Origin of the sequence: Actinokineospora sp. HUAS TT18, from assembly GCF_051364635.1 — a bacterium.
In the GTDB taxonomy this organism is placed as follows: Bacteria; Actinomycetota; Actinomycetes; order Mycobacteriales; family Pseudonocardiaceae; genus Actinokineospora.
Genome location: NZ_CP195645.1, coordinates 4081058 through 4107228, shown reverse-complemented (window position 1 = coordinate 4107228; position 26171 = coordinate 4081058). Strand labels below are relative to the sequence as shown.

Below are 26171 nucleotides of genomic sequence, written 5' to 3'. Positions count from 1 at the left end.
CGCACCCCGCTCGGTGCGCACGGCACCGACCTCGGCGATCTGGCTGTTCCCGGCCGCCCTCGGCTCCACCGACGTCACCTCGACGTCACCGCGATGTGTCAGGATCGAGTGCATGCCCGACCGCCTGTCCGCCCTCGACGCGTCCTTCCTCTACCTGGAGGACCAGGCCACGCCGATGCACGTCGGCGGGGTCGCGGTCTTCCACAAGCCGCGGTCCGGCTTCAGCTACGCCGAGTTGGTCTCGCTCATCGAGCACCGGCTGCCGCTGGTCCCGCGCTACCGGCAGAAGGTGGTGTCGGTGCCCGGCCACCTGGCCCGGCCGGTGTGGGTCGACGATCCGGACTTCGACGTCGCCTACCACGTGCGCCGCTCCGCGCTGCCCCAGCCGGGCAGCGACGAGCAGCTGTTCGACCTGGTCGGCAGGCTCATGGCCCGCCCGCTCGACCAGAACCGGCCGCTGTGGGAGACCTACCTGATCGAGGGCCTCGCGGGCGGCCACGTCGCCCTGGTCACCAAGACCCACCAGGCCATGGTCGACGGCGTCCGCACGATCGACTTCGCCCAGATCATCCTCGACCCGTCCCCGCACGCCGCCGACCAGCCGCCCGACGAGCCCTGGCTGGCCCGCCGGATGCCCGGCCCGACCAGGCTGATCATGGACGCGGTCGCCGAGACGGTGCAGCGGCCCCGCGAGATCGTGGAGAACGTCCGGTCCGCGGTGACCGACGTGGTCGCGACGTCGCAGAAGGTGGCGGGCGCGGTCGTGTCGGCGGTCGGTATCGCAGCCCGCCCGACATCGGCGGGTCCGCTGAACGCTCCGGTCGGCAAGGCCCGGCTGTTCGCGGTCGCCAGGACCCGGCTGGACGACCTGCGCAGCGTCCGGGCGGGCCACGGCGGCACCGTGCACGACGTGATCCTGGCGGTCATCTCCGGGGCGCTGCGGGCGTGGCTGCTGTCGCGCGGCGAGCAGGTCACCTCGTCCACCAGGGTCCGCGCGCTGGTGCCGCTGGCCGTGCACGACGACGACGGCACGGTGCCCGGGATGCTGGGGAACAAGGTCAGCGCCCATCTGGTCGACCTGCCGGTCGGCGAGCCCAACCCGTTCGTCCGGCTGCACCACGTCAGCCACGCCATGCGCGCCCACGGCGGCGGCATGGCCGCCCGCGCCCTGCTCGGCGTCGGCGGGTTCGCCCCGCCCACCCTGCACTCGCTGGGCGCGCGGGCCGCCGCGGCGTTCTCCCAGCGGATCTTCAACCTGGTCGTCACCAACGTCCCCGGCCCGCAGTTCCCGCTGTACGCGGGTCCCGCGCGGATGACCGAGATGTTCCCCGTGATGCCCCTGGGCAAGAACCACCCGCTGGCCATCGGGGTGACCTCCTACGACGGCGGCGTGTACTTCGGCATCACCGGCGACCGCTCAGCGATGGCGGATGTCGACGTTATGGCGAGAATGGTGGAAGAGTCATTGGAAGAGTTGCTGACGACAGTGAGAGCGTGATGATTTGAGGGTCTACATCCCGGCGACGGTGGCCATGCTGCGGGAGACGAACGAGGCGGGCGAGCTCGTCGCGGTGGGCAACACCGCGTTCGCGCTGACCCCGGCCCTGCGCGAGTCCTACGCGACCGGCGGCGACGAGGAACTGGAGTACGTCGCCATGCTCGACGCGGCCCGCGCCTCGCTGCGGCTGCTCAACGCCGAGCTGGACAGGGACCCTGACACGGTCATGCGCCGCGCCGTGGTCTCGGCCGACGTCGACGGGGCCGTGCTGCGGTCCGACCTCGACTACGCCGTGGTCAAGCTGGCCGGGCCGGTGCCGCTGAAGGTGGTCGCCGCGATCCACCTCGACACCGAGGACGCTCAGGACGCCGTGCGCGCCGCCGCGGCCGTGGTCGACGCCGCTGACCTGGGCGATCCCGACGCGGAGTTCACCATCGGCAGCGTCGAGGACCACGAACTGGCCTGGTACGCGGTCCAGGAGCTTCCGTTCGTGCTGGAGCTGCTGTAGAACGGCTAAACATCCCATGACAGGATGGGTGCCACCAGAGAGGTGAGCGGCCACAAGCGGGGCTCACCACGCCGACAGGGAGGCGAGCCACCACGATGGACGCGATTTCGTCCGTGCCAGAGCCGTCGAACGAGCCGATCCACTCCTACGCGCCGGGCACGCCCCAGCGGGAGTCGCTGCAGCGCAGGCTCGCCGAGCTGGAGGCCGAGCGCCCCGAGCTGACCATGACGATCAACGGCGAGCAGCGCATGGCGGGCGGCGAGCGGATCGATGTGGTCCAGCCGCACGACCACGCCCACGTGCTGGGTGTCACCGGCCAGGCCACCCACGCGGACGTGGCCGACGCCGTCGCCGCCGCCAAGAAGGCCGCCCCCGCGTGGCGCGAACTGCCCTTCGACGAGCGCGCCGCGGTCCTGCTGCGCGCCGCCGACCTCCTGGCGGGCCCGTGGCGCGACACGCTGAACGCCGCGACCATGCTCGGCCAGTCGAAGTCGGCCCAGCAGGCCGAGATCGACAGCGCGTGCGAGCTGATCGACTTCTGGCGCTACAACGTGGCCTTCGCCCGCAAGCTCATGGAGGAGCAGCCCGCGTCCGCGCCGGGCATGTGGAACCGGTTCGACCACCGCCCGCTGGACGGTTTCGTCACCGCGATCACCCCGTTCAACTTCACCGCCATCGCGGGCAACCTGCCCACGGCCCCCGCGCTGATGGGCAACACGGTCGTCTGGAAGCCGTCGCCTACCCAGCAGCTCGCGGCCCACCACACGATGCGTCTGCTGGAGGCGGCCGGCCTGCCCGCGGGTGTCATCAACCTGGTGACCGGCCACGGCGCCGTGGTGTCCGAGGTCGCGATGACCGACCCCGGCTTCGCGGGCCTGCACTTCACCGGTTCGACCCCGACCTTCAAGGCCCTGTGGCGCCTGATCGGCGACAACCTGGACACGTACAGGTCGTACCCGCGCATCGTCGGCGAGACGGGCGGCAAGGACTTCATCGTCGCCCACCCGTCGGCCGACCCGGCGGCGGTGGTGATCGGCCTGGTCCGCGGCGCTTTCGAGTACCAGGGCCAGAAGTGCTCGGCCGCGTCCCGCGCCTACATCGCCCGCTCCCTGTGGGAGGGCGGCGTCCGCGACCAGCTGGTGGACACAGTGAAGTCGCTGTCCTACGGCGATGTCACAGACTTCTCCCACTTCGGCGGCGCCGTGATCGACGCCCGCGCGTTCGCCAAGCACAAGGCGGCCCTGGAGTCGGCGGCGGCGACGTCGTCCATCGAGGTCCTGGCAGGCGGAACGTGCGATGACTCGGTCGGCTACTTCGTGCAGCCCACGGTGCTCCTCGGCTCGGACCCGCTGCAGGAGGTCTTCACCACCGAGTACTTCGGCCCGATCCTCGCGGTCCACGTCTACGACGACGCCGAGTTCTCGAAGGTGTTGGAGTTGGTCGACACGTCGTCCCCGTACGCGTTGACCGGCGCGATCTTCGCGACCGACCGCGCGGCGGTGGAAGAGGCCCACAAGGCGCTTCGCTTCGCGGCGGGCAACTTCTACGTGAACGACAAGCCGACCGGCGCTGTTGTCGGCCAGCAGCCCTTTGGTGGCAGCCGGGCTTCGGGGACGAACGACAAGGCGGGCTCGATCTACAACCTGCAGCGGTGGGTGAGCCCGCGGTCCATCAAGGAGACGTTTGTTCCGCCGACGGATCACCGTTATCCGCACATGGGTTAGTTTCCGGTCGGAAACGGCTCACCCATTTGTGCAGCTTGCGGCCGGTGTGGAAAGTGATCTCATGACCGCATGAGCGAACTGTCCGCGCGGTTGCGCGCCCTGGCAACAGAGTTGGAATCGGCGCGCACCCGCGCGGGCCTCAAGCTCCGCGAGGTCTCGGCGAGGGTGGACATCTCCCTGGCCTCATTGAGCCGAATCGAGAACGCCCTACGAACACCGACGGCCGAGATGGTCTCCGGAATGCTCGTCCTGTACCGCGTTGTCGGCGAGGATCGGGTGCGGATCATGAACATGTTGGAGGCGGTGAAGGCGGCCACCTGGATGGAGGTCCGCCCCGACTTCGGCACCCTGTTCAAGGCCCTCGTCGGCTTCGAGGCCAAGGCGACCTCCATCTTCAACTTCGCCCCCTCGACCATGCCAGGGCTACTGCAGACAGCCGCCTATGCCCGCGCCATCACCCGAACCGCCAAACTTCCCGACGACCTCATCGAAACCCTGATCGCGGAACGGTTGGAGCGGCAGAAGGTCCTCGACCGCATCTCCGTCCCAACGTATGTGGCGATCCTCGATGAGGCAGTCATCCGCCGACCCTTCGGCGGCGGCGAGGTGATGGCCCACCAGCTTCGCTGGCTCATCGACCGCGCGCAGATGCGCCACATCTCGATCCACGTGATCCCGTTCCGCCACGGCGGATATGACGTTCCGGGTCACTTCTCCGTGTTCGACTTCCGCGAGTCCTCGTCGATCGCCTATGTCGAGCAGCATGGCGCCTGCGGATTCCTCCATCAGCGTGCGGATGTGGCGAGCTTCCAAGACAAGGTCGCTACGCTGGGCGAAGTGGCGCTGGGGTCAGCCGACTCGGTGAACTTCCTGGCCAAATTCGCGGCCGATTACGAACGGGGGCTGAAACAAGATGCACGGAGAGTGGCGGAAGTCGACCTTCAGCGGAGCGGCCCAACCAGACTGTGTTGAGGTGGCCTATGCGGCCGTGGTCCGCCTCCGCGACTCCAAGAACCCCGAGGCTGGCATCCTCACCCTCCCCGCGTCGTCCTGGCGGCCGCGCTTGCTCGCCGTCAAAGATCACTGAGAAGCCGCGCAGCCGCTTTGGGATCCATTAGATTCGACCATGCTTGCTCCGCGGGAAGAATGTGGCGTTCGGGCAGAGTGTGTTCAGGGAACCAACCATCAGGTGCGCAGCCGGGTACGCGGTTGAGGATCATCGCGGTCAGGTTCTGCGGGACCGACCCGGTGATGCGAATGGCGACGTAGGTCTCGTGGCCGTCTTCGGCGCGAACGATGACGCCGAGCCGGAATCCCGCGAGATCGGCCGCGTGTTCGTGGCCGTCCCGCAGTGTGCCGACCAGTAGATCCCGTAGAACGCTGTCGAGGCGCAGGGCAAACCGGACGCCCGCCTCCAGGAGGTAGCGGTCCCGGTCGTCTTCGTCCGGGAGGAGGTGGGCGGCGTGGGTGTCAGTGGTGAGTGCCTTGTCGTGTTCGGCGTTGTAACGTTGCCGCGCCGTGCGTGCTTGCTCGTGCAGCGCCGAATAGAAGTCGTCTTTGGATCCGTCTTCGCGGACACCGGCCGCGACCAGCCAGTCGGGTGCTTCCGCGTCCGGATCGCCGGAGTACACCGCGCCTCGCCAGCGGCCGACTTTGACCTTGAACAAGATCACATCGTCGATGGAACGGATACGTTCGTGGGGGATGTCTGGCGTGGCGAATTGCTTGGTCGCCTTCTCCAGTAGCGGGTGCGCGATCTGGTCCAACGGAGTCTGGGCTGTTGGGAGTGGGAGCCCCAAGTCCTCACGCAGGCACCGCAGGGTCGGGCGAACCGGCACGAATCATTCCTTCCAGGAGCCGACGCCGCCGAGTTCTTCGATTCGTTCCGCTGACAGTCCGGTGAGTGCGGCGACACTTGATGAGAGTGAGCCGTCCAGCACCTTCATGGACTCGATCATGCCTTTCTGAACCTCGTCTCGTCGCTGTCCCAGGTACGCCCTGACGGCTTCGGCGACGAAGTCCTTCTTGGTCATGCCCAGGAAGTGCGCCGCCTGCGTGATCAGCTCGTCAGTGGCGGGATCGATCTTCAACGGCGCTTGGCGCCTGGATCCTGTGGTTGTCATGGCGAACCTCCAGTGGAATGGTACCTAAGTACCTCAGGTTGCGCTAATGTGGCCAAACGAAAGCGCCCCACGGGAATCCCGTGGGGCGCTTCCAGTTGAAGATCAGCTACCCGGCAGCTCAGCGACCTCGGAAGCGTCCGGCGCCTTGACCTCGACGCCCTTGCCCCAGTCGCTGTAGTCGGCCTGGACCTTGCCCGCGCCCGCGCCTGCGGCGGTCGGGACGTCGATCACGAAGCGGACCGGCAGGTTCTCCTCGTTGATCCACACGTCGACCGGCATCTCCTTGACACCGGCCTTCTCCAGTTCCTTGATCGCCGACTCGTCCATGCCCAGCTCGGCGCCCTTGAGCTTGGTGGTGTCGACCACGATCTCGTAGTGCTTGACGGCCTTGCCGTCGATCTCCTCGTCCTTCACGGACTTGATCTGGCCCGACTCCGCGAGCTGCTTGAGCGTCTGCGTCGGGTCGGTGTTCTTCATCGAGCTCATCGACGAACCCAGCATCTTGGCGAGCGGGTTGTCCTTGTCGTTCAGGTCGAGCTTCAGCCACGGCTTGCCGGGCTGCAGTTCCTGCGGCGTCTTGATGTAGATGACGTTGGCGACGAACCGCATCTCGATGTCACCCTCGGCGGTGCCCATCGTCATCTGCATCGCGGTGTCGGCACCGGCGAAGTTGAAGTCGCCCTCGCCCTTGATCTTCTCCCCAGCCGCCTCGCCGGTGAAGACGACGTGCGCGCTCTTGGCGCCGTCGCTCTTCTCGGTGACGGCGTCGCTCAGGGCCTTGAGGCTGTCGAAGCCCGCCTTGCCCGAAGCCTTGCTCTCGCTCGCCGGCGTCGTCCCCCCGGTCGAGGTGCTGGACGAGCCAGAGCACGCGGTCATGGTCAACGCCATCAGTGCGGCGCCGCTGACGAGCAGCATCTTGCGCATAACGGTGGATGTCCCCTCGGAGATCGTCGCGGTCGTACCTAGGACGTTTGGACCTGCCCGGCGGTTGCGACCCCAGTGCTTGACACGGTATCGAGCGGCTATTCGGCCGAACCAGATGGGTCTGAAATGACCACCGCCGTCCCCGACACCGAGATCCCCGTCCCCGGCTCAGCCGGGATCCCGACGGTGATCACACCGGGCCGCCCCAGGTCGTCGCCTTGGTGCACCGTCACCGTCGACGGCGCCTGCCCCAGCTCCCGCAGGTACCCGCCGAACGCCGCCGCGGCCGCCCCCGTCGCCGGGTCCTCGACAACCCCACCGGGCGGGAACGGGTTGCGCGCCCAGTACACCGACGCCGACTCCCGCCACACCACGTCCACCGTCGTCCACGCCCGCGCCGCCGTCAGCGCGGACAACGCGTCGTAGTCGTAGTCCAGCGCCGCCAGCAGCTCTCGCGACCGGACCGCCACGATCGGATGCCAAGCCCCCGCGTACGCGACCCGCACCGGCAGCGACGGGTCCAAGTCCTCCGGCGAGTACCGCAGCGCCGCCAGCAACTCCGCGGGATCCCCGATCTCCACCGACTTGGGCGGCACGCTGACCAGCGTCGCCGTGATCTCCCCGGCCTCGACCGTGGTCACCTCGACCAGCCCGACCGACGTGTGGAACGCGACCGGCCCGACCCCGTGCGTCCGCGCGTACGCCACGGCCGCCGCGATCGTCGCGTGTCCGCAGAACGGCACCTCCGCCAGCGGGCTGAAGTACCGCACGTCGACCGCGCCCGGCCCGCGCGGCACCAGGAACGCCGTCTCCGAGTACCCCAGGTCCGCCGCCACCGCGAGCATCTCGCTGTCCGAAGCCCCCGACGCGTCGAGAACCACTCCGGCCGGGTTGCCGCCGTCGGGATCGCCGCTGAACGCTGTGTACCGCTGAATCCGCATGTCCGGATTCTGTCAGTCGTCGGTCCCGGCCTTCGACGCCAAAAGCCGCCGCAGGGACGTGAGCCTGCCGACCGTCGCCGTGCCCTCCGTGACCACCGAGTCCAGCACGCAGTCCGGGTCCTCCGGCGCGCCCAGGTGCCCACAGTTGGACGGGCACTCCTCCGCGGGCGCCACGAACTCCTCGAACGCCGACACGATGTCGTTCGGCGTGATGTGCGCCAGCCCGAACGACCGAATCCCCGGCGTGTCCACGACCCAGCCGCCGAACGGCAGTGGCAGCGCGACCGCCGTCGTCGACGTGTGCCTGCCCTTGCCGACGCCGCTGACCACGCCGACCGCCCGGAACGCGTCCGGCACCAGCCGGTTGACCAGCGTCGACTTGCCCACGCCCGAGTGCCCGACCAGCGCGGACACCCGGTCGGTGAGCCGCGCGCGCAGGTCGGCGTTGTCCTCGTCGAACCGCGTGATGACCACTGGCAGGTCCAGCTCGGCGTAGGCGGACAGCAGCTCGGACGGGTCGGCCAGGTCGGCCTTAGTCAGGCACAGCACCGGCTCCAGCCCGCCCGCGTAGGCCGCGACCAGGCACCGGTCGATGAATCCCGTGCGCGGCGGGGGATCGGCCAGCGCGCACACGATCAGCAGCTGCTCGGCGTTGGCGACGACCACCCGCTCGAACGGGTCCGTGTCGTCCGCGGTCCGCCGCAGCACACTGCTGCGATCGGCGACGCGCACGATGCGGGCCAGCGTGTCGGCCGCGCCGGACGTGTCGCCCACGATGTCGACCGAGTCGCCGACCACGACCGACGTGCGCCCCAGCTCCCGCGCGCGCATCGCGATGACCAGGTGGTCGGGGTCGCGGTCGACCGAGCACGTCCACCGGCCCCGGTCCTTGCCCACGACCATCGCCGTGACCGCGTCCGCGTGTTCCGGCCTGCGCTTGCTGCGCGGCCGGGTGCCCTTGCCCGGGCGCACGCGCACGTCGGCCTCGTCGAGCTTGCTCCAGTCGCCGCGCTTGGCCACGTCAGCTCGCCAGCATCCGGGTCCACATGGCCGGGAAGTCGGGCATCGTCTTGCTGGTCGTGCCGATGTCGTCGACCGAGACGCCCTCGACCACCAGGCCGATGATCGCGCCCGCGGTCGCCATGCGGTGGTCGGCGTAGGCCCGCCACGGGCCGCCGTGCAGCTTGGCCGGGCGGATCGTCAGCCCGTCCTCGGTCTCCTCCGCGCCGCCGCCCAGGCCGTTGATCTCGGCGACGAGCGCGGCGAGCCGGTCGGTCTCGTGGCCGCGCAGGTGGGCGATGCCGCGCAGGTGCGACGGGCCGTCGGCCAGCGCGGCGAGCGCGGCCACGGTGGGGGTCAACTCGCCGACCTCGCGCATGTCGATGTCCACACCGGACAGTGTGGCCGGTCCACGCACGGTCAGCGCGCCGTCGGCCAGCTCAACCTCCGCGCCCATGCGCGCCAGGATGTCGCGGATCGCGTCGCCGGGCTGGGTGGTGGCGCTGGGCCAGCCGGTGATGGTGACCGCGCCGCCGGTCACCGCCGCGGCGGCCAGGAACGGCGTCGCGTTGGACAGGTCGGGCTCGATCACCCAGTCGCGCGCGGCGATCGGGCCCGGCTCGACGCGCCAGGTGTTGGGCTCGGAGTCGTCGACGGTCACCCCCGCCTGGCGCAGCATGTCGACGGTCATCTCGATGTGCGGCATCGACGGCACGGGCTTGCCGTCGTGGTGGACCGTCAGGCCCTTCTCGTAGCGCGCGCCGGACAGCAGCAGCCCCGACACGAACTGCGACGACGCCGACGCGTCGATGGTCACGGTGCCGCCCGCGATCGCGCCGGTCCCGGCCACGGTGAAGGGCAGCGCGTCGCCGGTCACGGCCGCGCCGACGGCCCGCAGCGCGTCGAGCACGGTGTTCATCGGCCGCTCCCGCGCGCGCGGGTCGCCGTCGAAGCGGATCTCCCCGTCGGCCAGCACGGCGGCGGGCGGGACGAAGCGCATGACCGTGCCCGCGAGGCCGCAGTCGATGGTCGCCGGGCCGCGCAGCCCCTCGTGGGCGCCGACGGAGATGGTCGTGCCGTCGACCTCGATCGGCACCCCGAGCGACCGCAGCGCGTCGATCATCAGGTCGGCGTCGCGGCCCTCCAGGGCGCCGGTGAGCGTCCCGGCGCCACCACTGAGCGCGGCGAGCACGAGCGCGCGGTTGGTGATCGACTTGGAGCCGGGGATCGACAGGGTGGCGTGGACGGGGGCGGGCGCTACCGGGGCTGACCAGGGCTGCGGCATGCGCCAATCTTCCCGTACGCGGGGGAGCCTGTGGATACCGGCTCGCCACTGTCGGTCCGGCGTGTCACGATGCTGGTCTTCCCACCGGAGGTGAGTCGACGTTGTGCGGCAGGTACGCGGCCACGAAGGACCCGGCGACCCTGGCGGCCGAGTTCGACGCGCTCGACGTGCTGGGCGGCGAAGGCCCGGACGTCGACTACAACGTCGCGCCCACCGACCCGGTCGTGACAGTCGTCCAGCGCCATCCGCGCGACGACGAGGGCGTGGTCGACTCCACCCGCACCGAGCGAACCCTCCGCGTCATGCGCTGGGGCCTGGTCCCGGCGTGGTCCAAGGACGCCTCCGGCGCAGCCCGCATGATCAACGCCCGCTCCGAGAGCGCGGCGACGAAGCCCGCCTTCAAGAAGTCCCTCGCCGAACGCCGCTGCATCATCCCCGCCGACGGCTGGTACGAGTGGCGGCGCGAGGGCAAGGTCAAGCAGCCTTTCTATACGTCGTCCGCGGACGGCCACAGCCTGGCGATGGCGGGCCTGTGGACCACCTGGCGCCCCGACGACGACTCCCCACTGCTGATCACCTGCTCGGTCCTGACGACGGCCGCCGTCGGCCTCCCCGCCGAGATCCACGACCGCATGCCCCTGATCCTGCCCAAGTCGGCGTGGGACCAGTGGCTGGACCCGGACGTCGCCGAGGTGTCCGACCTGCTGGCCCCGCCCTCGGAAGACCTGGTCGCCGCCCTGGAGATGCGCCCGGTGTCCACGGCCGTCAACAGCGTCCGCAACAACGGCCCCGAACTCCTCGCGCCCTTCGACGAGCCCCGCGAACTGGACCTGTTCGATGACGCGCGCTGAGATCGACACCCCCCACGGCCCCGCCCGCGCCGAACTCCACTGCGCCCCCGAGGGCCGCGCGGGCCTGCTCCTCGGCCACGGCGCGGGCGGCGGCATCGGCGCCCCCGACCTCGTCGCCGCCACCCGAGGCGCCACCGCCGCGGGCGTCCATGTCGCCTTGGTCGAACAGCCCTACCGCGTCGCCGGGCGTCGCGCCCCTGCCCCCGCGGGCCAACTCGACACCGCCTGGCTGGCCGTCGCCGAACATCTCTCTGAACTCTGGTTCGACGGCCTGCCCCTGGTCTTCGGCGGCCGCTCCTCCGGCGCCCGCGTCGCCTGCCGCACCGCAGCCGAGGGCCAAGCCGTCGCCGTCGTCTGCCTGGCCTTCCCGCTGCACCCCCCGGGCAAGCCGGAGAAGACCCGCCTGCCGGAACTGGACGCGGTGACCGTCCCGACCCTGGTGGTCCAGGGCGAATCCGACTCGTTCGGCCGCCCACCGGCGGGCCACCACCGCGAGGTCGTCCTGATGCCGGGCGACCACAGCCTCAAGAAGGAACTCCCACGCATCTCCCGCACGGTCGAGGAGTGGCTGGACCGAATCCTGCGCCCCCTAGGCTGACCCCGTGGCAGGCCAAGGAACTCCCGCGACCACGCTGCTGGCCAAGCGCAAGGTCGCCCACACAGTGCACTCCTACGAGCACGACCCCCGGCACGAGTCCTATGGGCTCGAAGCCGCCGCCGCGCTCGGCGTCGACCCGAGCCGGGTCTTCAAGACCCTCCTCGCCGACGTCGACGGCGCGCTCACTGTTGGCGTCGTGCCGGTCGTCGGGCAGCTCGACCTGAAGGCGCTCGCCGCGGCCGTCGGCGGCAAGCGGGCCAAGATGGCCGACGTCGCCGCCGCGGAGCGGGCCACCGGCTACGTCGCGGGCGGCATCTCCCCGCTCGGCCAGCGCAAGCGCCTGCGGACGGTCATCGATGTCTCAGCCACCGAGATGTCGACCATGTTCTGCTCGGCGGGCAGGCGCGGCCTTGAGGTCGAACTCGCCGCCGCCGACCTGGTCGCGCTGCTCGGCGCGACAGTGGCGCCGATCGCTGCCCCGTAGGGAATGTCCACGTCAGCGCCCGCGTTGAGCGGGATGTGCTGACGGAGCTGATCCACGAACCGAAGCGTCCAACGTCACGTCCTGGGCGTGCCTTGGGCCACAGCGGACCCGGCGACGGCCGCGTACGCTCGGTGAAGCGCTATGCGCATTCGTCGATGGAAGGGAGCGCGGTGCCCCGCACCGAGACCTCCGCCCAAAGGGCTGAGCGGTTCGAGCGTGACGCCATGCCTCTGATCGACCAGCTCTACTCGGCCGCGTTGCGGATGACGCGCAACCCAGCGGATGCCGAGGACCTGGTCCAGGAGACCTATCTCAAGGCGTACGCCGCCTTCGAGTCGTTCTCCGAGGGTACGAACCTCAAGGCGTGGCTGTACCGGATCCTCACCAACACCTACATCAACGGCTACCGCAAGAAGCAGCGGCAGCCGTTGCAGTCGCCGACCGACGAGATCACCGACTGGCAGTTGGCCAAGGCCGAGAACCACACCTCCAGCGGGCTGCGCTCCGCGGAGATGGACGCCATGGACCTGCTGCCCGACGACGACGTGAAGCAGGCGCTGCAGCAGTTGCCGGAGGAGTTCCGGCTCGCGGTGTACCTCGCCGACGTGGAGGGTTTCGCGTACAAGGAGATCGCCGAGATCATGGGCACGCCCATCGGTACGGTGATGTCGCGGCTGCACCGGGGCAGGCGCCTGCTGCGCGACCTGCTCGCCGACGTGGCCAGGGAACGCGGATTCATCCGCCCGGCGAAACAGCAGGAGGTGGCGGGAGCGTGAAGAACTGCGGCGGCGACCACGAGACCGACTGCTCCGACGTCCTCGACGAGGTCTGGCTCTTCCTCGACCACGAGTGCGACGTCACCCGGCGGGCGCTCCTGGAGCGGCACCTCAACGAGTGCAGCCCCTGCCTGGAGCAGTACGGCCTCGAGGAGCACCTCAAGATCCTGCTGGCCCGCAAGTGCGGCGGCGACCACGCGCCGGACGACTTCAAGGAGCGCCTGCGCGCTTCGATCCGCCAGACCGTGATCAAACACGGCGGCGGAAACCCCAAAGAGTGACAACAGGCCCCGGCGGAATCCGCCGGGGCCTGTCTACGTCTGGAGCCAGTGCTCAGGCGTTGGGGCGCTTACCGTGGTTCGCGCCACCCTTCTTGCGGTCACGACGCTTGCGGGCGCGCTTCGACATCGGTGCTCCTCTACTTTCTCGACTGGCCGTGCGCCGCGTGACACACCCGCGACACACCTTCAGTGCACAATTTTGCCACGCGTCCGTTGTCGCGTTCACCAGGGCCGAGCGTGGTTGGATTATCGCGAGCGGAACACCCCACGAGGAGGAACTGTCGGATGGCCCACGAGATCCATGCCGAGATCGTCGCGAGCGTGCTGAAGGTGGTCGCCCAGGAGGGCCAGGACCTGCACGCGGGCGACACGGTGGTGATCCTGGAGTCCATGAAGATGGAGATCCCGGTGCTGACCGAGGAAGACGGCACGCTGACCCGCCTGGCCGTCCAGGAGGGTGACGTCATCCAGGAGCACGACCTGATCGCCGTCGTGGGCTGACGTGTCCACCCTGGCCGACCTGCTCGCGCACCACACCGGCCTGTCCGCGGGCGCGGTCGACCACCTGCAGACCGTTGTCGCGGAGTGGCAGCTGCTTTCGGACCTGTCGTTCGCCGACTTCCTGCTCTGGGTCAAGCAGACCGAGGGGGAGGACGGCACCCCGCTCCCGGCCGACGCCGACGAACGCTTCCTGTGCGTCGCGCAGGCCCGGCCGACGACCGCGCCGACCGCGCACCCCGACGACGTCGTCGGCAGCCACACCGACGCGATCGAGCACCCGCAGCTGCGCCGCGCCATCGTCGAGCGCCGCATCTGCCGCGAAGAGGACCCCCGCTGGCACCTGGGTGTGCCGGTGCGCCGCGAGGTCATCCCGGTGCAGTTCGGCGGCGAGATCGTGGCCGTGCTGTCCCGCGAGACCAACCTGGCCGTGCCGCGCGTGCCCAGCGCCCTGGAGATCGCCTACCTGGGGATCGCGGGCGACCTGTGCCAGATGGTCACCGACGGCACGTTCCCGGCCGTAGAGCCGTCCCCGGACGTCCACACCAGCCCCCGCGTCGGCGACGGCCTGATGCGGCTCGACCCGGCGGGCGCGGTCGTGTTCGCCAGCCCGAACGCGCTGTCGGCCTACCACCGCATGGGCCACGCCGCCGACCTCATCGGCGTCCGCCTGGCCCCGCTGACCAGGTCGCTGATGGCCGACCCGTTCGACGCCACCGAGATCTCCCAGCGCATCCTCCAAGCCCTGGAGGGTCAGCCCAGCATGCGCATGGAGGCCGAGTCGCGCCGCGGCGCGGCCGTGCTGTTCCGCGCGCTGCCGCTGCGGCCGGGCGGCAAGCCCGCGGGCGCGCTGGTGCTGTGCCGCGACGTCACCGAGGTCCGCCGCCGCGACCGCGCGCTGCTGTCCAAGGACGCCACGATCCGCGAGATCCACCACCGGGTGAAGAACAACCTGCAGACCGTGGCCGCGCTGCTGCGCCTGCAGTCGCGCCGCACGAGCAGCCCGGAGGCGAAGGAGGCACTGGCCGAGTCGGTCCGCCGGGTCGCCGCGATCGCCATGGTCCACGAGACGCTGTCCACGTCGGTCGACGAGCGCGTCGACCTCGACGCCCTGGTCGACAAGGTCATCCCGGTCGTCGGCGACGTCGCCGTGGCCGAGAGCCACGTCAAGGTCCGCAAGACCGGCCAGTTCGGCGTCGTCGCCGCCGAGGTCGCTACGCCGCTGGTGATGGTGCTGACCGAGCTGATCCAGAACGCCGTCGAGCACGCCTACCCGGCGGGCAACTCCGGCGAGGTCGTGGTCACCGCGGAGCGCTCCGCCCGGTGGGTCGATGTCGTCGTGGCCGACGACGGCCGGGGCCTGCCCCGCGGATTTTCACTCGAACGGACTAACGGGCTGGGGCTGCAGATCGTGCGGACGCTCGTCGAGTCGGAGCTGCGCGGGACGCTGTCACTGCGTCGGCGCGAGCCCAAGGGCACAGAGGCGATCTTGCGAGTCCCGCTAACGTCGCGTCGTTAGTCGATCGCTATTCACCGCATTGCGTAGGAATGCAAAAGGCCCCCGTGTCGCGTTTCCGCGCACAGGGGCCTTTCGACGGAAGCTCAGGCGTTGCTGCGTGCCCGGGTCCGAGCGTTGCGGCGCTTCAGCGCACGACGCTCATCCTCGCTCATTCCGCCCCAAACGCCAGCATCCTGGCCGCTCTCGAGTGCCCAGGACAGGCAGTTGGAAGCGACGGGGCAGCGGTGGCAAACGGCCTTCGCCTCGGCGACCTGCAGGATCGCCGGGCCGCTTGTTCCCACAGGGAAGAACAGCTCGGGGTCCTCGTCACGGCAGGCCGCGCGGTGGCGCCAGTCCATTTCTACTTGCTCCTCGCTCGGGCGCGCTGATAGCGCGCCTCTAGGTCGTATCCGGTCGTCGGGGTGCTTGTGAATGGTTTCACGAACCAGGGAGATGTCAAGGGTTCTTCTGCACCCGGTGAGTGAACTCACCCGAAAGATCGACGTCAAAGCACTTTCGAAGCGGAGAGCAACGATTCGGTCTCGCAGGCCGCTGGTCTGGACCGATGATCAGATCGAGACCGTCAACGCCCCCGGCATCGACGTGAACTCGACGCGGGTTCGAGCCCCGATGAGGTCTCCGTCACACTGCAGCTGGACCGGCTCCTTCGCGGTCACGACCAGCTTGGCGACGTCGTCGCGGCGGACCAGGTTCTTGCCCTTGGTCTCGCCTTTCGCGCTGAACGCCTGGACCACGTGCCTGGCGACGGTGTGCGCGCGCATGGTCCGCAGGGCGAACAGGCCGAGGCCGGTGTCGAACGACGTGCCGTGGTTGAGGTGGATCGCGCGCGAGCCCATGTAGGTCCACGGGTCGGTGTTGGAGATGAACGCCAGGCGCAGGCCCTCGATCGGGTCCTCGCCGGGGATCTCGACGGTCAGGTCGGGCCTGCCGTGGCGGGGGCGCAGATAGCGGGCCGCCGCGATGCGCGTGTAGAGCGCCGGGCTGGCCTTCTTGCCGCGCTTGCGGTCGACGTCGGCGACCACTTCCGCGTCCCAGCCCATGCCCGCGCTGAACGTGAACCACCGGGTCTGACCTGCGCCGATGTCGACGAGCCCAAGCCCGACCGCGCGGCTGCGGTTCTCCTCGATGGCGCGCAGGAGCACGTGGGTGGCCTCGACCGGGTGGCGGGGCAGGCCGAGGGAGCGCGCGAAGACGTTGGCCGACCCGCCGGGGACGACGCCCAGCATCGGCGCCGGTCCGCCCACGCTCAGCATGCCGTTGACGACCTCGTTGACCGTGCCGTCGCCGCCGTGGGCCACGACCAGGTCGACGTTGTCGACCGCGGCCTGCGCCGCGGCCGCCATCGCATGGCCGCGGTAGTCGGTCTCGACGATGTCGAGCTTCACCTGGCTGGCCAGGGCGTGCGCGAGCACGTCGCGACCGGCTGGGGTGGTCGCGGTGGCCTGCGGGTTCACCACGAGGACTGCGCGCATTACCGCAGGGTAAGCCAGCAGGCTCTCCTGTCTCGCCATCGCCCACCCCATTCGGGTGAGGTTGAGGCGTCATCCCATCGGGTTTTGCGTAACCGTGTCGTGCGTGACTGAGTTCGATCTCCCTTCGGCACCGCTGCTCGCCCCGGCATCGGTGAGTGCACCCAGACGACCGTCTGCTCATCGACCTCGAGGGCTTGCCCATGATCCTTCACCGACCCACCGACAAAATCCACGGCCGTCCGGGTGGCATACGATCGGCGGTGTGCACGGAACGTCATCGTGCGCTAAATCCGCTCGTGAAAGGCCGCCGTGCGCATCGCATCCGACGCCCCTCGGACCATCCTCGGCGCGGGGGGCCTGGTCGCCCTCCAGGGCCTGGCTGGCCTGGTCTTCGCCGTCATCCTCGTCGTCTCCGGCAGTTCCACCCCGGGCAACAACGTCTACGGCGAGGCCGCGTACTTCGCGGTGATCTCCGCGGGCGTGCTGGCCGCCGGGGTTGGCCTGCTGCTGGGCAAGTACTGGGCTCGCAGCCCGGCGATCGTCGTGGAGATCCTGCTGCTGGGCGTGGCCTGGTACGCCTTCGGCCCGTCCCACCGGCCCGAGATCGGCCTCCCGCTGGGCCTGGTCGTACTGGGCACCCTGGTGCTGCTGTTCCACACCCGCTCGTCGGCGTGGGCGCAGGGCGACACGGAGGGCTGACCCATGCGGGTGCGGGAGGCCACCCAGGCGGACTGGGCGCGGATCTGGCCGCTGTGGCACCGGGTGGTGGCCGCGGGCGAGACCTACATGTGGGCGCCGGACACGTCCGAGGCCGACGCAAGGGCCGCCTGGATGCTTCCTGAGCCCGCCGTGGTGTTCGTGGCCGAGGACGGGGCCGACATCGTCGGCACGGCCCTGCTGAAGCCCAATCAGCCCGGCCTGGGCGACCACGTGGCGAACGCGGGCTTCATGGTCGACCCGAACCGCGCCGGAGAGGGCATCGGCCGCACCCTGGCCCACCACGTGCTCTCGGCCGCGCGTGGCCGCCGGTTCAAGGCGATGCAGTTCAACGCGGTGGTGTCGACCAACACCGCGGCCGTCCGCCTGTGGAAGTCATTGGGCTTCGAGGTCGTCGGCACCGTGCCGGGCGCCTTCCGGCACCCGGACGGCCTGGTCGACATCCACATCATGTACCGGCGGCTTTGAGTGCCCCGTCGGTGAGCCGGTAGACGGTCCACTCGTCCATCGGGATGGCGCCGAGGGACTTGTAGAAGCCGATGGCGGGCTCGTTCCAGTCGAGCACCGACCATTCCAGCCGCTCGAACCCGCGCTCGACGCACTCCTGCGCGAGGGTGAGAAGCAGCGCCTTGCCCAGCCCGGACCCACGCTGCGTCGGCCGCACGTAGAGGTCCTCCAGGTAGATCCCGTGTGTGCCGCGCCAGGTCGAGAAGTTCAGGAACCACAGCGAGCAGCCCACGACCTCCCCGTCGACCACCGCGACATGCCCGAACAGCGCGGGCGCGTCGGCGAACAGCGCGGCGTGCAGCTGCTCGGTGGTGAGGTGGCAGTCCTGCGGGGCCCGCTCGTAGTCGGCGAGTTCGTGGACCAGTCCGACGACGGCGTCCACATCGGACGGCTTGATTCGGCGGATTCGCGGGTCAGGCATGGGTTTCTCCATAGGCGGGGATGTTGAGGCGCTCGATCTGCGGCACGCCGCGCTCGTCGCCGAGGATGCTGACACCGGCCGGTTCCAGTCCGAAGTGGACGCCGAACTCGGCGGACTGCCCGATCCAGGCCGAGATGAGCACCCGGCTGAAGTGCCCGTGTCCGATGAGGACGACATCCTGCCCGATCTCACGCACCCGGGCGACGACCTTGGCCGCGCGCTCGGTGATGGCGGCGGCGGTCTCGCCGTTGGGGCACGGGTGGGTCCAGACGGTCCAGTCGGGGACGGTCTCGCGGATCTGCGGGGTGGTCAGGCCCTCGTAGTCGCCGTAGTCCCACTCGGCCAGATCCTCGGTGACCTCGTCCACGGTCAGCCCGGCCAGCTCGGCGGTCCGCACGGCGCGGGTGCGCGGGCTGGAGAGCACCACCGCGGGGCGGTCGCCGCGGAGGTGGCGCAGCAGCTCGCCCGCCTTCCGGGCACCCGCCTCGCCGTCGGGGGTGAGGTCGATGTCGGTGCGGCCGGTGTGTTGACCGGACTCAGACCACTCGGTCTGGCCGTGTCGCAGCAGGTAGAGCATGTGTGAATCCTATGGGTGCGCACTTGCCGCTAAAGCTACTGGCGAGTAGCTTAACGTTCGTGAGCGTGACCAAGACGTATGCGATGTGGCAGAAGCTGGCCGACCGTCCCCTTGGCGGGCGCCTCTTCTCGACGGCCATGTACCTGCGGGTGCCGTACTTCGGCACGGTGCTGCCCACCGTGGTCGACATGCGGCCGGGTCGGTGCGAGGTGCGGTCGCCGAAGTGGTGGGGTGTCCACAATCACATCGGAACGTTCCACGCGATCGCCGCGTGCAACTTGGCCGAGGTCGCGATGGGGATGCTGGCCGAGGCCACGGTCCCGACCAGCCATCGCTGGATCCCCAAGGGGATGACGGTGTCCTATGTCGCGAAGGCCAAGTCGAGCCTGCGCGCTGTGGCTGAACTGCCGGTCATCCCTGCTTTCGGTGACGAGCCCTTCGACCTGCCGGTTCCGGTGTCGATCACGGACAAGGACGGGGTCGAGGTCGTGTCGGCGATCATCACGATCAAGGTGTCGCGTAGCTCCTGATCCCGACTCGGGTCGCTAGTCGGAGACTCGACTCGCCTGCCTGGCTGGGGAGACCGAACCGCTGGTTGATCATCTTGTCGAACGGGCCGCAGCCGGACGCGTTGGGCGCGGTGAAGGTGTTGTCAGCGATAGCGAACTTCACGACCAGCGGGTCCGTGGTCACGACCTCGGTGGGCGCGGTGCGTTGGGTGATGAAGCGGATGGGGCCGATCTCGCAGGTCTCGGGGATGAGCGGGCCGGTGACGGCGAGGTTGAGGTGGAGTTCGCCCATGCGTTCGTCGTTGGACTCGAAGTCGGCGTAGCCCGCGTATTCGAGCCGGAGACGCAGGTGGGAGCGGGGGACGGGGATTTCGTCTGCCCGGAGTTTGCCGAAGGTTTGCGCGAATTTCCCGTCCAGCCTGCCTTCGGCGAAGGTGAGGCGGAGGGTGCCTGCGTCGAGGGTGGGCAGGCGGCCGAGTCGGATGGTGCCGGTGGCGGCCATTTCCTCGCAGCGCCAGGCTTTGGGGTCGGCGGCGGCGGGGATGGTGGGGCAGTCGGCGAAGCTGAACTCTGGGCCGGCTGTGGCTGGAGCCGCTAGGGCGATCGTTGCGGCTGCGGCGGCCAGGATCGCGCTGATCTTCTTCATGCGCCCAGCCTGTCGGCGGCCGGGTCGGTGATCATCCGGGATGACCCGGGGACCGGCCCTTGACCTGGCCCGGACAGGGGCAGCTAACACCGGTCTCCGGCGGTCCGATTCATACTGCGGGAGGTGGTTGCTCGTGATCGCACGTATCGCGGTGTGGGAGCCGATGCCCGATGACGACCGACAGTGGGTGATCGACGCGGCGAAGACCGTTCCCGGGGTCCTCGACGCCTATCACCTGCTTGACCCGGCCACTGGCAACGGTCTGTCGATAGCCTTCTTCGAGGACGAGACCGATCCGGCGGAGGTCAAGGCCGCGATCGCGCACCGAGCCGAGGAGATCGGCTGGACCAAGGTGCCGCGTCCTACGCCGAAGTCCGAGACGATCTATCAGGTGATTCGCAAGGGCTGACAAGCGCCACCACCGAAGACATTCGTTCCAGCGTTGGCTGCCGCGCGTTCGAGGCAGCCAACAGCCCCCGTGTCCAACCGAGGACCGGGGGCTGTTGGCCACAAGATCAGGCCAGTCAGGGGCGTTGTCCGCCTGCCTGCCTCACGCCTTCTTGGTCTCCCAGAAAATCTTGTCGATCTCGGCGATCAGGTCCAGCAGGGCCTGGCCGGTGGCCGGGTCCATCGAGCCCTTGGTGCCGCCCGCGCCCGCAGCCTTGGTGGCGCGGTTGAACAGGTCGTGCAGGTCCGGGTACTTCTCGAAGTGCGGGGCCTTGAAGTAGTCGGTCCAGAGAACCCACAGGTGGTGCTTGACGAGCTCGCTGCGCTGCTCGGCGATGAGGATCGCGCGGGTGCGGAACTCGGGGTCCTCGTTCTCCTGGTACTTCTTCTGGACCGCCAGCACGGACTCGGCCTCGATGCGGGCCTGGGCCGGGTCGTACACGCCGCAGGGAAGGTCACAGTGGGCGGTGGCCTCCAGGCGAGGCGCGAAGACGCGCGACAGCAGTCGCATTGTTCCTCCAACGGCAAAACGGGGTGCTCCGACGGGACCGACCCTACTCCCGGCATGCTGGTGAGGCAGGCGGAGGTGATCGTTGAGTCCACTGGGCAGGATGCCGGTACGGCGGGTCGTGGTGCGCGGGCCGTCGATGGCGCCGACGCTGGCGGACGGCGACACGGTTCTGGCCGTGCGCAAGTCACCCAAACCTGGTGATGTCGTCCTGGTCACCTGGGCGAGCAGGCCGGGCCAGCTCTCCGTAAAACGCGCCAAGGAAGAACAAGCCACTGGCTGGCACGTCGAAGGCGACTTCCCCGACGCCTCGACCGACTCCCGCGACCTCGGCCCGGCCCAGGTCCACGCGGTGATCCGCTGGCGGCTCTGGCCTAGGCCCGGTCGCCTCTGAGGGCCGCGTACCGGGCCTGGCAGTCCTCGTAGCGGGGCAGCAGACCGGCCGCGGCGGCCTCGGCCAGCGTGGGCGCGGCGGCGTCCTTCTCGGACAGCAGGGGCTCCACGTCCGGCGACCAGGGCAGCGCCAGTTCCGGGTCGAGCGGGTTGATGCCGTGCTCGGCGCCCGGGTTGTAGCCGGTGGAGCAAAGGTAGGAGATCACCGTGTCGTCCTCAAGGGCCACGAAGCCGTGGCCGATGCCCTCCGGCACGTACACCGCGCGGAAGTCGACCGGGTCGAGGCGGACCGCGTCCCACACGCCGTACGTGGGTGATCCCACGCGGATGTCGACGACGAAGTCGAGCAGGGCGCCCTGGGGGCAGTAGACGTACTTGGCCTGTCCGGGTGGGACGTCGGCGAAGTGCAGGCCGCGGATGGAACCGCGCTTCGACTTGCTGTGGTTGGTCTGGGCGACGGTGAGCCGGTGACCCACCGCTTCGGCGAACGCGTCCCCTTGGAACGGGGAGACGAACACGCCGCGGGAGTCCGGAAAGGTCCGCGGGGTGAACTCGAACGTGCCGGGGATCTTGAGCTCTCGTGCCTGCATGGGGGCAGCGTAGTGAGCCGGATCCCGGCGAAGTCAGCACGCTCGCGTTGTGACTCTCCGACAAAACCGGCCGGTAAACCAAACCGGACGGACGTCTTGGTAAAACCGCTCCTGACGTGCGGATTTAGTGCGCCTCGATGTGATCCCGACCGCAGACAGGACACACTGGTCCTGTCACACTGTGCGCACCGCAGCGTCCAACGGCCGCCGCCCACACCCCGGGCACGCGACCGGTAAACCCAGCCGTCGACCCCTACTCCGCAGTCCGCCAGCGACGCGAACCAGCGCCCGTGCGACTACAGACCAAGCCCGTGTCCGGACTTCGGAGTCACGTCCGGCGATCGCTCGCGCCATCCTCCGGCGCGAGTCCCAGGAGGGACGCCTTCATGACCGCACTGAACGACTACCGAGAGACCGCCGTGGACGACTCAGGCCCCATCACCGACGAGGAGATCTTCCGCGCGCACGAGGGCGGCAAGCTCGGCGTCGAGGTGACCAAGCCGCTGGCCGACCCCCGGTCGCTGGCCATCGCCTACACCCCCGGGGTGGCGAAGGTGAGCCGCGCGATCGCCGAGGACGCCTCGCTGGCGCAGCGCTACACCTGGGCGGCGCGCCTGGTCGCCGTCGTCTCCGACGGCACGGCGGTACTCGGCCTCGGTGACATCGGCGCGAGCGCCTCGCTGCCGGTCATGGAAGGCAAGGCCGCGCTGTTCAAGACCTTCGGCGGGCTCGACTCCATCCCGCTGGTGCTCGACACCACCGACGTCGACGAGATCATCGAGACCCTGGTTCGCCTGCGGCCGTCGTTCGGCGCGGTCAACCTCGAGGACATCTCCGCTCCCCGCTGCTTCGAACTGGAGGAGCGGCTCATCGAGGCGCTGGACTGCCCGGTCTTCCACGACGACCAGCACGGCACCGCGATCGTGCTGCTCGCCGCGCTGCGCGGGGCCAACACGGTCCTGAGCAAGGACATCGCCAACCAGCGCGTCGTCATCTCCGGCGCGGGCGCCGCGGGCATCGCCTGCGCGAAGATCCTGCTGGCCGCGGGCGTCGGCGACGTGACCCTGCTCGACTCGCGCGGCATCATCCACTCCGGCCGCGACCACCTGAACCCGATCAAGGAGCAGATGGCCGGGGTCACCAACCTCGGTGGCCTGCGCGGGGGCCAGGCGGAGGCACTGGCAGGCGCCGACGTGTTCGTCGGTCTGTCGTCCGGCACGGTGCCCGAGGAGCTCATCGCCACCATGGCGAAGGACTCCATCGTCTTCGCGCTGTCGAACCCCGACCCGGAGATCCACCCCGACATCGCGGGCAAGTACGCCTCGATCGTGGCCACCGGGCGCAGCGACTTCCCGAACCAGATCAACAACGTCCTCGCCTTCCCCGGCATCTTCCGCGGCGCGCTGGACTCGGGTGCCCGGCGCATCACCGAGCGGATGAAGCTGGCCGCCGCGGACGCCATCGCCGCGGTCGCCGAAGACGATCTCGCCGCCGACAAGATCGTGCCGAGCGCCCTCGACCCGCGGGTTGCCCCCGAGGTCGCGGCGGCTGTCGCACGGGCGGCGAAGGAGGACGGGGTAGCCTGAGGGCCGGCGGGATGCTCGGCACGGTGCCCAACCCGCCTACCAAGGGTGGAGGGATCGCGCCGTGGCCGAGCATGTCGTGCGCGTCGGGCTACCCGGGGTCGTGCCGACCAGCGGTCTTGACGTCGACGCTGGTCGGATTCTCGCCCCGGACCTGGCCGCGCCGGTCGCGCCGGACGGCATGGCCGACGCCGTCGCCGAACGGGCGCTGTTACTGGAGGCCCAGCGGATAGCCCGGCTGGGCAGTTGGACCTTCGACTTCGCCACCGGCTCCGGTTACCTCTCCGACGGTCTGTGCAGGCTGTGCGGGCTGTCGCCGCGCAGCACCCTGGACGAGCTGATCGCGCTCGTGCACCCCGACGACATGCCCGCGCTGAACCGATTCCGCTCGCGCCTGGCCACGTCGCGCTCCTCCCAGCCTATCGAGCTGGAGGTGCGCGACCTGGCCTGCGAACGGACTTACCTGGTCCGTGCCAGAACCGAGTGCGACGCGGAGGGCAAGGCCGTGCGCGTGCACGGCACCGTGCAGGACTTCACGAAGTTCCGCGCCATGGAACGCCAGCTCAGCCAGGACGGCAGGCTGTTCAGGGAGGCCCAGCGCGTCGCGCGGCTGGGCACCTGGGAGTGGAACACCGAGACCAACGAGTGCCTGTGGTCGTCCATGCTCTACGAGCTGGGCGGGGTCGAGCCCGGCACGAAGATCACCTACGCCGACTACATGGAGCTGGTCCACCCCGACGACCGCGGGTGGGTCGACCAGCGCTGGCAGGAGCTGGCCAGCACCCGCAGACCCGTGGAGTGCGAGCACCGGGTCATCCGGCCCGACGGCAAGCGCCGCGTGTTCCGCATCCGCGGCGAGGCCGCGGGCGCCGACCAGGGCGACGCGGTCATGATCGGCACCGCGCAGGACGTCACCGAGCAGCGGTCCACCGAGACGCGCATGCAGCGCTCCAGCAAGCGGTTCACCGACCTGGTGGCCATCACCCCGGTCGGCATCGCCCTGTTCGACGACTCCGAGCGCCTGGTCGACGCCAACGACGCGCTGTGCTCGCTGCTGGGCATGGACCTCGACCGGCTGCGCGGGATGACCGCCGAGCAGCTCACCCACCCCGACGACCGCGACGCCAAGCGCCACGGCACCCACTCGTTCCACAGCGGACAGCGCGTGCTGATCACGGCCGCGGGCAAGCCGGTCTACTGCGAGCTCAACGCCACGGTGTCCGTCGCCGACGACGGCAAGCGGTTCTGGCTGGTCGTGTTCGCCGACGTCACCGACCGCCGCCGCACCGCGGAACGCCTGCGCTACCAGGCCACCCACGACGAGCTGACCGGACTGCCCGGCCGCGCCGCGGTCAAGGAGCTGCTGGCCAAGCTGCTCGGCGGGCGCGACTACGAGCGGATCGCGCTGCTGTTCTGCGACGTCGACAACTTCAAGCGCGTCAACGACTCCCTCGGCCACGACGTCGGCGACGAGCTGATCACCGCCCTGGCCCGCAGGCTCGAACGCGGCCTGCCGCCCAGCTGCACCGTGGCGCGCATGTCCGGCGACGAGTACGTCGTGATCTGCTCCGACGTCGACGAAGTTGGCGGGGTCGAGGCGCTGGCGAACCTCGCCGCGAAGCTGCTGCGCACCGCCGTTCCCGTGCGCGGCCAGCTGCTTCGGGTCTCGGCGTGCATCGGCGCGGCTGTGCCGTCCGGTCCGGAGACCAGCGGCGCCGACCTGCTGCGCTACGCCGACGCGGCGATGTTCGCGGCCAAGGAGCGCGGCACCGGCCGGGTCTCGCTGGCCAGCGACGCGCTGATCGCCTCGGCCAACAGCCAGATGCTGCTCGAAGGCCAGCTCCGCGAGGCCATCGCCAACGACCAGCTCGTCCTGCACTACCAGCCGGTGGTCGGCCCGGACGGCACGGTGCTGTCGGCCGAGGCCCTGGTCCGCTGGCCACACCCGGAGCGCGGCCTGCTGCTGCCGGGCGAGTTCCTGCCGGTCGCCGAACAGGGCGACCTGCTCGGCGAACTCGACCGCTGGGTGCTGCGCGCGGCGTTCACCGAGGCCGCCGAGTGGCCGCAGATGACCGGCGGCACGCTGGGCGGCGGCGTCGCCATCGCGGTCAACCTGGCCGGACTGGTGCCAGGCGACCCGGAGTTCGTGGAAGTTGTCACCGCAACCGTTGCGGCGACAGGGATCGCGTGGGACCGGGTCGTCCTCGAACTGGTCGAGACGAGCCTGATCGACCTGCCGTCGCGCAGCCGCGAGGCCATGGGCGAGCTGGTCGAACGCGGCGTGCGGTTCGCCGTCGACGACTTCGGCACCGGCTATTCGTCGCTGGCGCGGCTCAAGGAACTGCCCGCGCAGATCATCAAGATCGACCGCCGGTTCGTCTCCGGCGTGGCCACCGACGCCTCCGACTTCGCCGTCGCCCGCGCCCTGGTCGACATGGCCCGCGCGATGGGCCGCAGCTGCGTCGCCGAGGGCGTCGAGAACGCCACCCAGTTCCACGTCCTGCGCGGCGTGGGTGTCGACGCCTACCAGGGCTGGCTGCTTTCCCGGCCGCTGCCCGCGCGCGAATTCCGCGAGATGATGAAGCTCGGGCCGGTGCACATTCCCAGCGGAACGTGATTCGGGTCATTGATCCGAATGTGACCCACCGCGCTAATCGCCAGGCCCAAGGTTAACGGTGGATCAAGCGTTCCTTACATTTCCGCGCCGTGAGTACAACTCGTGGCCGGTGGAGATCGGCGGGGCTGGCTGTCCTGGTCGCCCTTTCCTCCACCGCAATAAGCACGTCCCCGGC

33 protein-coding genes are annotated in these 26171 nt (G+C 69.8%); 19 read left to right on the top strand and 14 right to left on the bottom strand.

Annotated features, from left to right (window positions below; genetic code table 11):
• Positions 1 to 112 precede the first annotated feature (112 nt).
• The 5 genes from ACSHT8_RS18370 (at position 113) to ACSHT8_RS18350 (ending at position 4817) form a co-directional block, all read left to right on the top strand.
• On the top strand, positions 113 to 1498 hold the full coding sequence (locus ACSHT8_RS18370; protein WP_436492068.1) for a WS/DGAT/MGAT family O-acyltransferase: 1386 nt from the start codon (positions 113 to 115) through the stop codon (positions 1496 to 1498).
• Positions 1499 to 1502: 4 nt separating this feature from the next.
• On the top strand, positions 1503 to 2006 hold the full coding sequence (locus ACSHT8_RS18365; RefSeq protein WP_436492066.1) for a DUF6912 family protein: 504 nt from the start codon (positions 1503 to 1505) through the stop codon (positions 2004 to 2006).
• Between the two features lie 95 nt (positions 2007 to 2101).
• Entirely contained in the window at positions 2102 to 3730 is a 1629-nt protein-coding gene (gene pruA, locus ACSHT8_RS18360; RefSeq protein WP_436492065.1) for an L-glutamate gamma-semialdehyde dehydrogenase, read from the top strand.
• 69 nt (positions 3731 to 3799) lie between these two features.
• Positions 3800 to 4702, top strand: coding sequence for a helix-turn-helix domain-containing protein (locus tag ACSHT8_RS18355; RefSeq protein WP_436492064.1), 903 nt, complete (start codon positions 3800 to 3802; stop codon positions 4700 to 4702).
• Entirely contained in the window at positions 4644 to 4817 is a 174-nt protein-coding gene (locus ACSHT8_RS18350; protein ID WP_436492063.1) for a DUF397 domain-containing protein, read from the top strand. Before ACSHT8_RS18355 ends, ACSHT8_RS18350 begins: the two co-directional genes overlap by 59 nt.
• Here ACSHT8_RS18350 and ACSHT8_RS18345 read toward each other — a convergent pair.
• The 6 genes from ACSHT8_RS18345 to aroA form a co-directional block, all read right to left on the bottom strand.
• A complete protein-coding gene (locus ACSHT8_RS18345) occupies positions 4804 to 5496 on the bottom strand; it encodes a hypothetical protein (RefSeq protein WP_436492062.1) in 693 nt (230 codons plus the stop codon). The genes ACSHT8_RS18350 and ACSHT8_RS18345 overlap by 14 nt on opposite strands.
• A gap of 75 nt (positions 5497 to 5571) precedes the next feature.
• Positions 5572 to 5820 (bottom strand): hypothetical protein, encoded by a 249-nt coding sequence (locus ACSHT8_RS18340; protein WP_436492061.1) that lies wholly within the window; start codon positions 5818 to 5820, stop codon positions 5572 to 5574.
• 135 nt (positions 5821 to 5955) lie between these two features.
• Complete coding sequence (locus ACSHT8_RS18335; RefSeq protein WP_436492060.1) at positions 5956 to 6777, bottom strand: hypothetical protein; 822 nt, start codon at positions 6775 to 6777, stop codon at positions 5956 to 5958.
• 98 nt (positions 6778 to 6875) lie between these two features.
• Positions 6876 to 7718 (bottom strand): PhzF family phenazine biosynthesis protein, encoded by an 843-nt coding sequence (locus ACSHT8_RS18330; protein WP_436492059.1) that lies wholly within the window; start codon positions 7716 to 7718, stop codon positions 6876 to 6878.
• A 12-nt stretch (positions 7719 to 7730) separates the two neighbouring features.
• Positions 7731 to 8738, bottom strand: coding sequence for a ribosome small subunit-dependent GTPase A (gene rsgA / locus ACSHT8_RS18325; protein ID WP_436492058.1), 1008 nt, complete (start codon positions 8736 to 8738; stop codon positions 7731 to 7733).
• Between the two features lies 1 nt (position 8739).
• Positions 8740 to 10002, bottom strand: a complete 1263-nt coding sequence (gene aroA / locus ACSHT8_RS18320; protein ID WP_436492057.1) for a 3-phosphoshikimate 1-carboxyvinyltransferase — start codon at positions 10000 to 10002, stop codon at positions 8740 to 8742.
• A 101-nt stretch (positions 10003 to 10103) separates the two neighbouring features.
• On the opposite strand from aroA, the gene ACSHT8_RS18315 reads away from it, so the two are divergent.
• The 5 genes from ACSHT8_RS18315 to rsrA all read left to right on the top strand — a co-directional run bounded on the left by ACSHT8_RS18315 (position 10104) and on the right by rsrA (position 12992).
• Positions 10104 to 10853, top strand: a complete 750-nt coding sequence (locus ACSHT8_RS18315; protein ID WP_436492056.1) for an SOS response-associated peptidase — start codon at positions 10104 to 10106, stop codon at positions 10851 to 10853.
• Positions 10840 to 11451 carry an alpha/beta hydrolase family protein gene (locus ACSHT8_RS18310; RefSeq protein WP_436492055.1) on the top strand — a complete coding sequence of 204 codons (612 nt, stop codon included), beginning with the start codon at positions 10840 to 10842 and terminating at the stop codon, positions 11449 to 11451. Before ACSHT8_RS18315 ends, ACSHT8_RS18310 begins: the two co-directional genes overlap by 14 nt.
• A 4-nt stretch (positions 11452 to 11455) precedes the next feature.
• Positions 11456 to 11935 carry a Cys-tRNA(Pro) deacylase gene (gene ybaK, locus ACSHT8_RS18305; protein ID WP_436492054.1) on the top strand — a complete coding sequence of 160 codons (480 nt, stop codon included), beginning with the start codon at positions 11456 to 11458 and terminating at the stop codon, positions 11933 to 11935.
• A 155-nt stretch (positions 11936 to 12090) separates the two neighbouring features.
• Positions 12091 to 12711 carry a sigma-70 family RNA polymerase sigma factor gene (locus tag ACSHT8_RS18300; RefSeq protein ID WP_436492053.1) on the top strand — a complete coding sequence of 207 codons (621 nt, stop codon included), beginning with the start codon at positions 12091 to 12093 and terminating at the stop codon, positions 12709 to 12711.
• On the top strand, positions 12708 to 12992 hold the full coding sequence (gene rsrA, locus ACSHT8_RS18295; RefSeq protein ID WP_436492052.1) for a mycothiol system anti-sigma-R factor: 285 nt from the start codon (positions 12708 to 12710) through the stop codon (positions 12990 to 12992). The genes ACSHT8_RS18300 and rsrA overlap by 4 nt, the downstream gene beginning before the upstream one ends.
• 52 nt (positions 12993 to 13044) lie before the next feature.
• Here the strand turns inward: rsrA and ACSHT8_RS18290 are convergent, their stop codons facing one another.
• Positions 13045 to 13119 (bottom strand): 50S ribosomal protein bL37, encoded by a 75-nt coding sequence (locus ACSHT8_RS18290; protein ID WP_096498094.1) that lies wholly within the window; start codon positions 13117 to 13119, stop codon positions 13045 to 13047.
• Positions 13120 to 13277: 158 nt separating this feature from the next.
• On the opposite strand from ACSHT8_RS18290, the gene ACSHT8_RS18285 reads away from it, so the two are divergent.
• Positions 13278 to 13493, top strand: a complete 216-nt coding sequence (locus ACSHT8_RS18285; RefSeq protein WP_436492051.1) for a biotin/lipoyl-binding carrier protein — start codon at positions 13278 to 13280, stop codon at positions 13491 to 13493.
• A gap of 1 nt (position 13494) precedes the next feature.
• Entirely contained in the window at positions 13495 to 15009 is a 1515-nt protein-coding gene (locus tag ACSHT8_RS18280; RefSeq protein WP_436492050.1) for a sensor histidine kinase, read from the top strand.
• An 83-nt stretch (positions 15010 to 15092) separates the two neighbouring features.
• Here ACSHT8_RS18280 and ACSHT8_RS18275 read toward each other — a convergent pair whose 3' ends face one another.
• Together ACSHT8_RS18275 and ACSHT8_RS18270 are read right to left on the bottom strand one after the other, a co-directional pair.
• Positions 15093 to 15347, bottom strand: a complete 255-nt coding sequence (locus tag ACSHT8_RS18275; RefSeq protein WP_436492049.1) for a WhiB family transcriptional regulator — start codon at positions 15345 to 15347, stop codon at positions 15093 to 15095.
• Positions 15348 to 15557: 210 nt separating this feature from the next.
• The gene (locus ACSHT8_RS18270) at positions 15558 to 16481 is read right to left on the bottom strand and encodes a diacylglycerol/lipid kinase family protein (RefSeq protein ID WP_436492048.1); all 924 of its coding nucleotides are present in this window, start codon (positions 16479 to 16481) and stop codon (positions 15558 to 15560) included.
• 309 nt (positions 16482 to 16790) lie between these two features.
• Here ACSHT8_RS18270 and ACSHT8_RS18265 point away from each other — a divergent pair, with 309 nt between their 5' ends.
• Together ACSHT8_RS18265 and ACSHT8_RS18260 are read left to right on the top strand one after the other, a co-directional pair.
• Positions 16791 to 17180 carry a hypothetical protein gene (locus tag ACSHT8_RS18265; RefSeq protein WP_436492047.1) on the top strand — a complete coding sequence of 130 codons (390 nt, stop codon included), beginning with the start codon at positions 16791 to 16793 and terminating at the stop codon, positions 17178 to 17180.
• A 3-nt stretch (positions 17181 to 17183) separates the two neighbouring features.
• The gene (locus tag ACSHT8_RS18260; protein ID WP_436492046.1) at positions 17184 to 17666 is read left to right on the top strand and encodes an N-acetyltransferase family protein; all 483 of its coding nucleotides are present in this window, start codon (positions 17184 to 17186) and stop codon (positions 17664 to 17666) included.
• Here ACSHT8_RS18260 and ACSHT8_RS18255 read toward each other — a convergent pair.
• Both ACSHT8_RS18255 and ACSHT8_RS18250 read right to left on the bottom strand, forming a co-directional pair.
• Positions 17647 to 18126 carry an N-acetyltransferase family protein gene (locus tag ACSHT8_RS18255; protein ID WP_436492045.1) on the bottom strand — a complete coding sequence of 160 codons (480 nt, stop codon included), beginning with the start codon at positions 18124 to 18126 and terminating at the stop codon, positions 17647 to 17649. The two genes, ACSHT8_RS18260 and ACSHT8_RS18255, sit on opposite strands and share 20 nt — an antisense overlap.
• Positions 18119 to 18703 (bottom strand): acid phosphatase, encoded by a 585-nt coding sequence (locus tag ACSHT8_RS18250; protein WP_436492044.1) that lies wholly within the window; start codon positions 18701 to 18703, stop codon positions 18119 to 18121. Before ACSHT8_RS18250 ends, ACSHT8_RS18255 begins: the two co-directional genes overlap by 8 nt.
• Before the next feature lie 83 nt (positions 18704 to 18786).
• Here ACSHT8_RS18250 and ACSHT8_RS18245 point away from each other — a divergent pair, with 83 nt between their 5' ends.
• Positions 18787 to 19233 (top strand): hotdog fold domain-containing protein, encoded by a 447-nt coding sequence (locus ACSHT8_RS18245; RefSeq protein WP_436502095.1) that lies wholly within the window; start codon positions 18787 to 18789, stop codon positions 19231 to 19233.
• On the opposite strand, the gene ACSHT8_RS18240 is transcribed toward ACSHT8_RS18245, so the two are convergent.
• The gene (locus ACSHT8_RS18240) at positions 19211 to 19858 is read right to left on the bottom strand and encodes a hypothetical protein (RefSeq protein ID WP_436492043.1); all 648 of its coding nucleotides are present in this window, start codon (positions 19856 to 19858) and stop codon (positions 19211 to 19213) included. The two genes, ACSHT8_RS18245 and ACSHT8_RS18240, sit on opposite strands and share 23 nt — an antisense overlap.
• Before the next feature lie 133 nt (positions 19859 to 19991).
• Between ACSHT8_RS18240 and ACSHT8_RS18235 the strand changes: the two genes are divergently transcribed.
• Positions 19992 to 20267, top strand: coding sequence for a hypothetical protein (locus ACSHT8_RS18235; RefSeq protein WP_436492042.1), 276 nt, complete (start codon positions 19992 to 19994; stop codon positions 20265 to 20267).
• A gap of 141 nt (positions 20268 to 20408) precedes the next feature.
• Here the strand turns inward: ACSHT8_RS18235 and sodN are convergent, their stop codons facing one another.
• Positions 20409 to 20816 carry a superoxide dismutase, Ni gene (sodN, locus tag ACSHT8_RS18230; protein ID WP_436492041.1) on the bottom strand — a complete coding sequence of 136 codons (408 nt, stop codon included), beginning with the start codon at positions 20814 to 20816 and terminating at the stop codon, positions 20409 to 20411.
• Between the two features lie 100 nt (positions 20817 to 20916).
• On the opposite strand from sodN, the gene ACSHT8_RS18225 reads away from it, so the two are divergent.
• A complete protein-coding gene (locus ACSHT8_RS18225) occupies positions 20917 to 21207 on the top strand; it encodes a S26 family signal peptidase (RefSeq protein ID WP_436492040.1) in 291 nt (96 codons plus the stop codon).
• Here the strand turns inward: ACSHT8_RS18225 and ACSHT8_RS18220 are convergent.
• Positions 21188 to 21796, bottom strand: coding sequence for a dTDP-4-dehydrorhamnose 3,5-epimerase family protein (locus tag ACSHT8_RS18220; RefSeq protein WP_436492038.1), 609 nt, complete (start codon positions 21794 to 21796; stop codon positions 21188 to 21190). The genes ACSHT8_RS18225 and ACSHT8_RS18220 overlap by 20 nt on opposite strands.
• Positions 21797 to 22182: 386 nt before the next feature.
• Here ACSHT8_RS18220 and ACSHT8_RS18215 point away from each other — a divergent pair, with 386 nt between their 5' ends.
• Together ACSHT8_RS18215 and ACSHT8_RS18210 are read left to right on the top strand one after the other, a co-directional pair.
• Positions 22183 to 23382, top strand: a complete 1200-nt coding sequence (locus tag ACSHT8_RS18215) for an NAD(P)-dependent malic enzyme (protein WP_436492036.1) — start codon at positions 22183 to 22185, stop codon at positions 23380 to 23382.
• A gap of 61 nt (positions 23383 to 23443) precedes the next feature.
• Positions 23444 to 25996: a bifunctional diguanylate cyclase/phosphodiesterase gene (locus ACSHT8_RS18210; protein ID WP_436492035.1), complete on the top strand. Its 2553-nt coding sequence runs from the start codon at positions 23444 to 23446 to the stop codon at positions 25994 to 25996.
• Positions 25997 to 26171 lie beyond the last annotated feature (175 nt).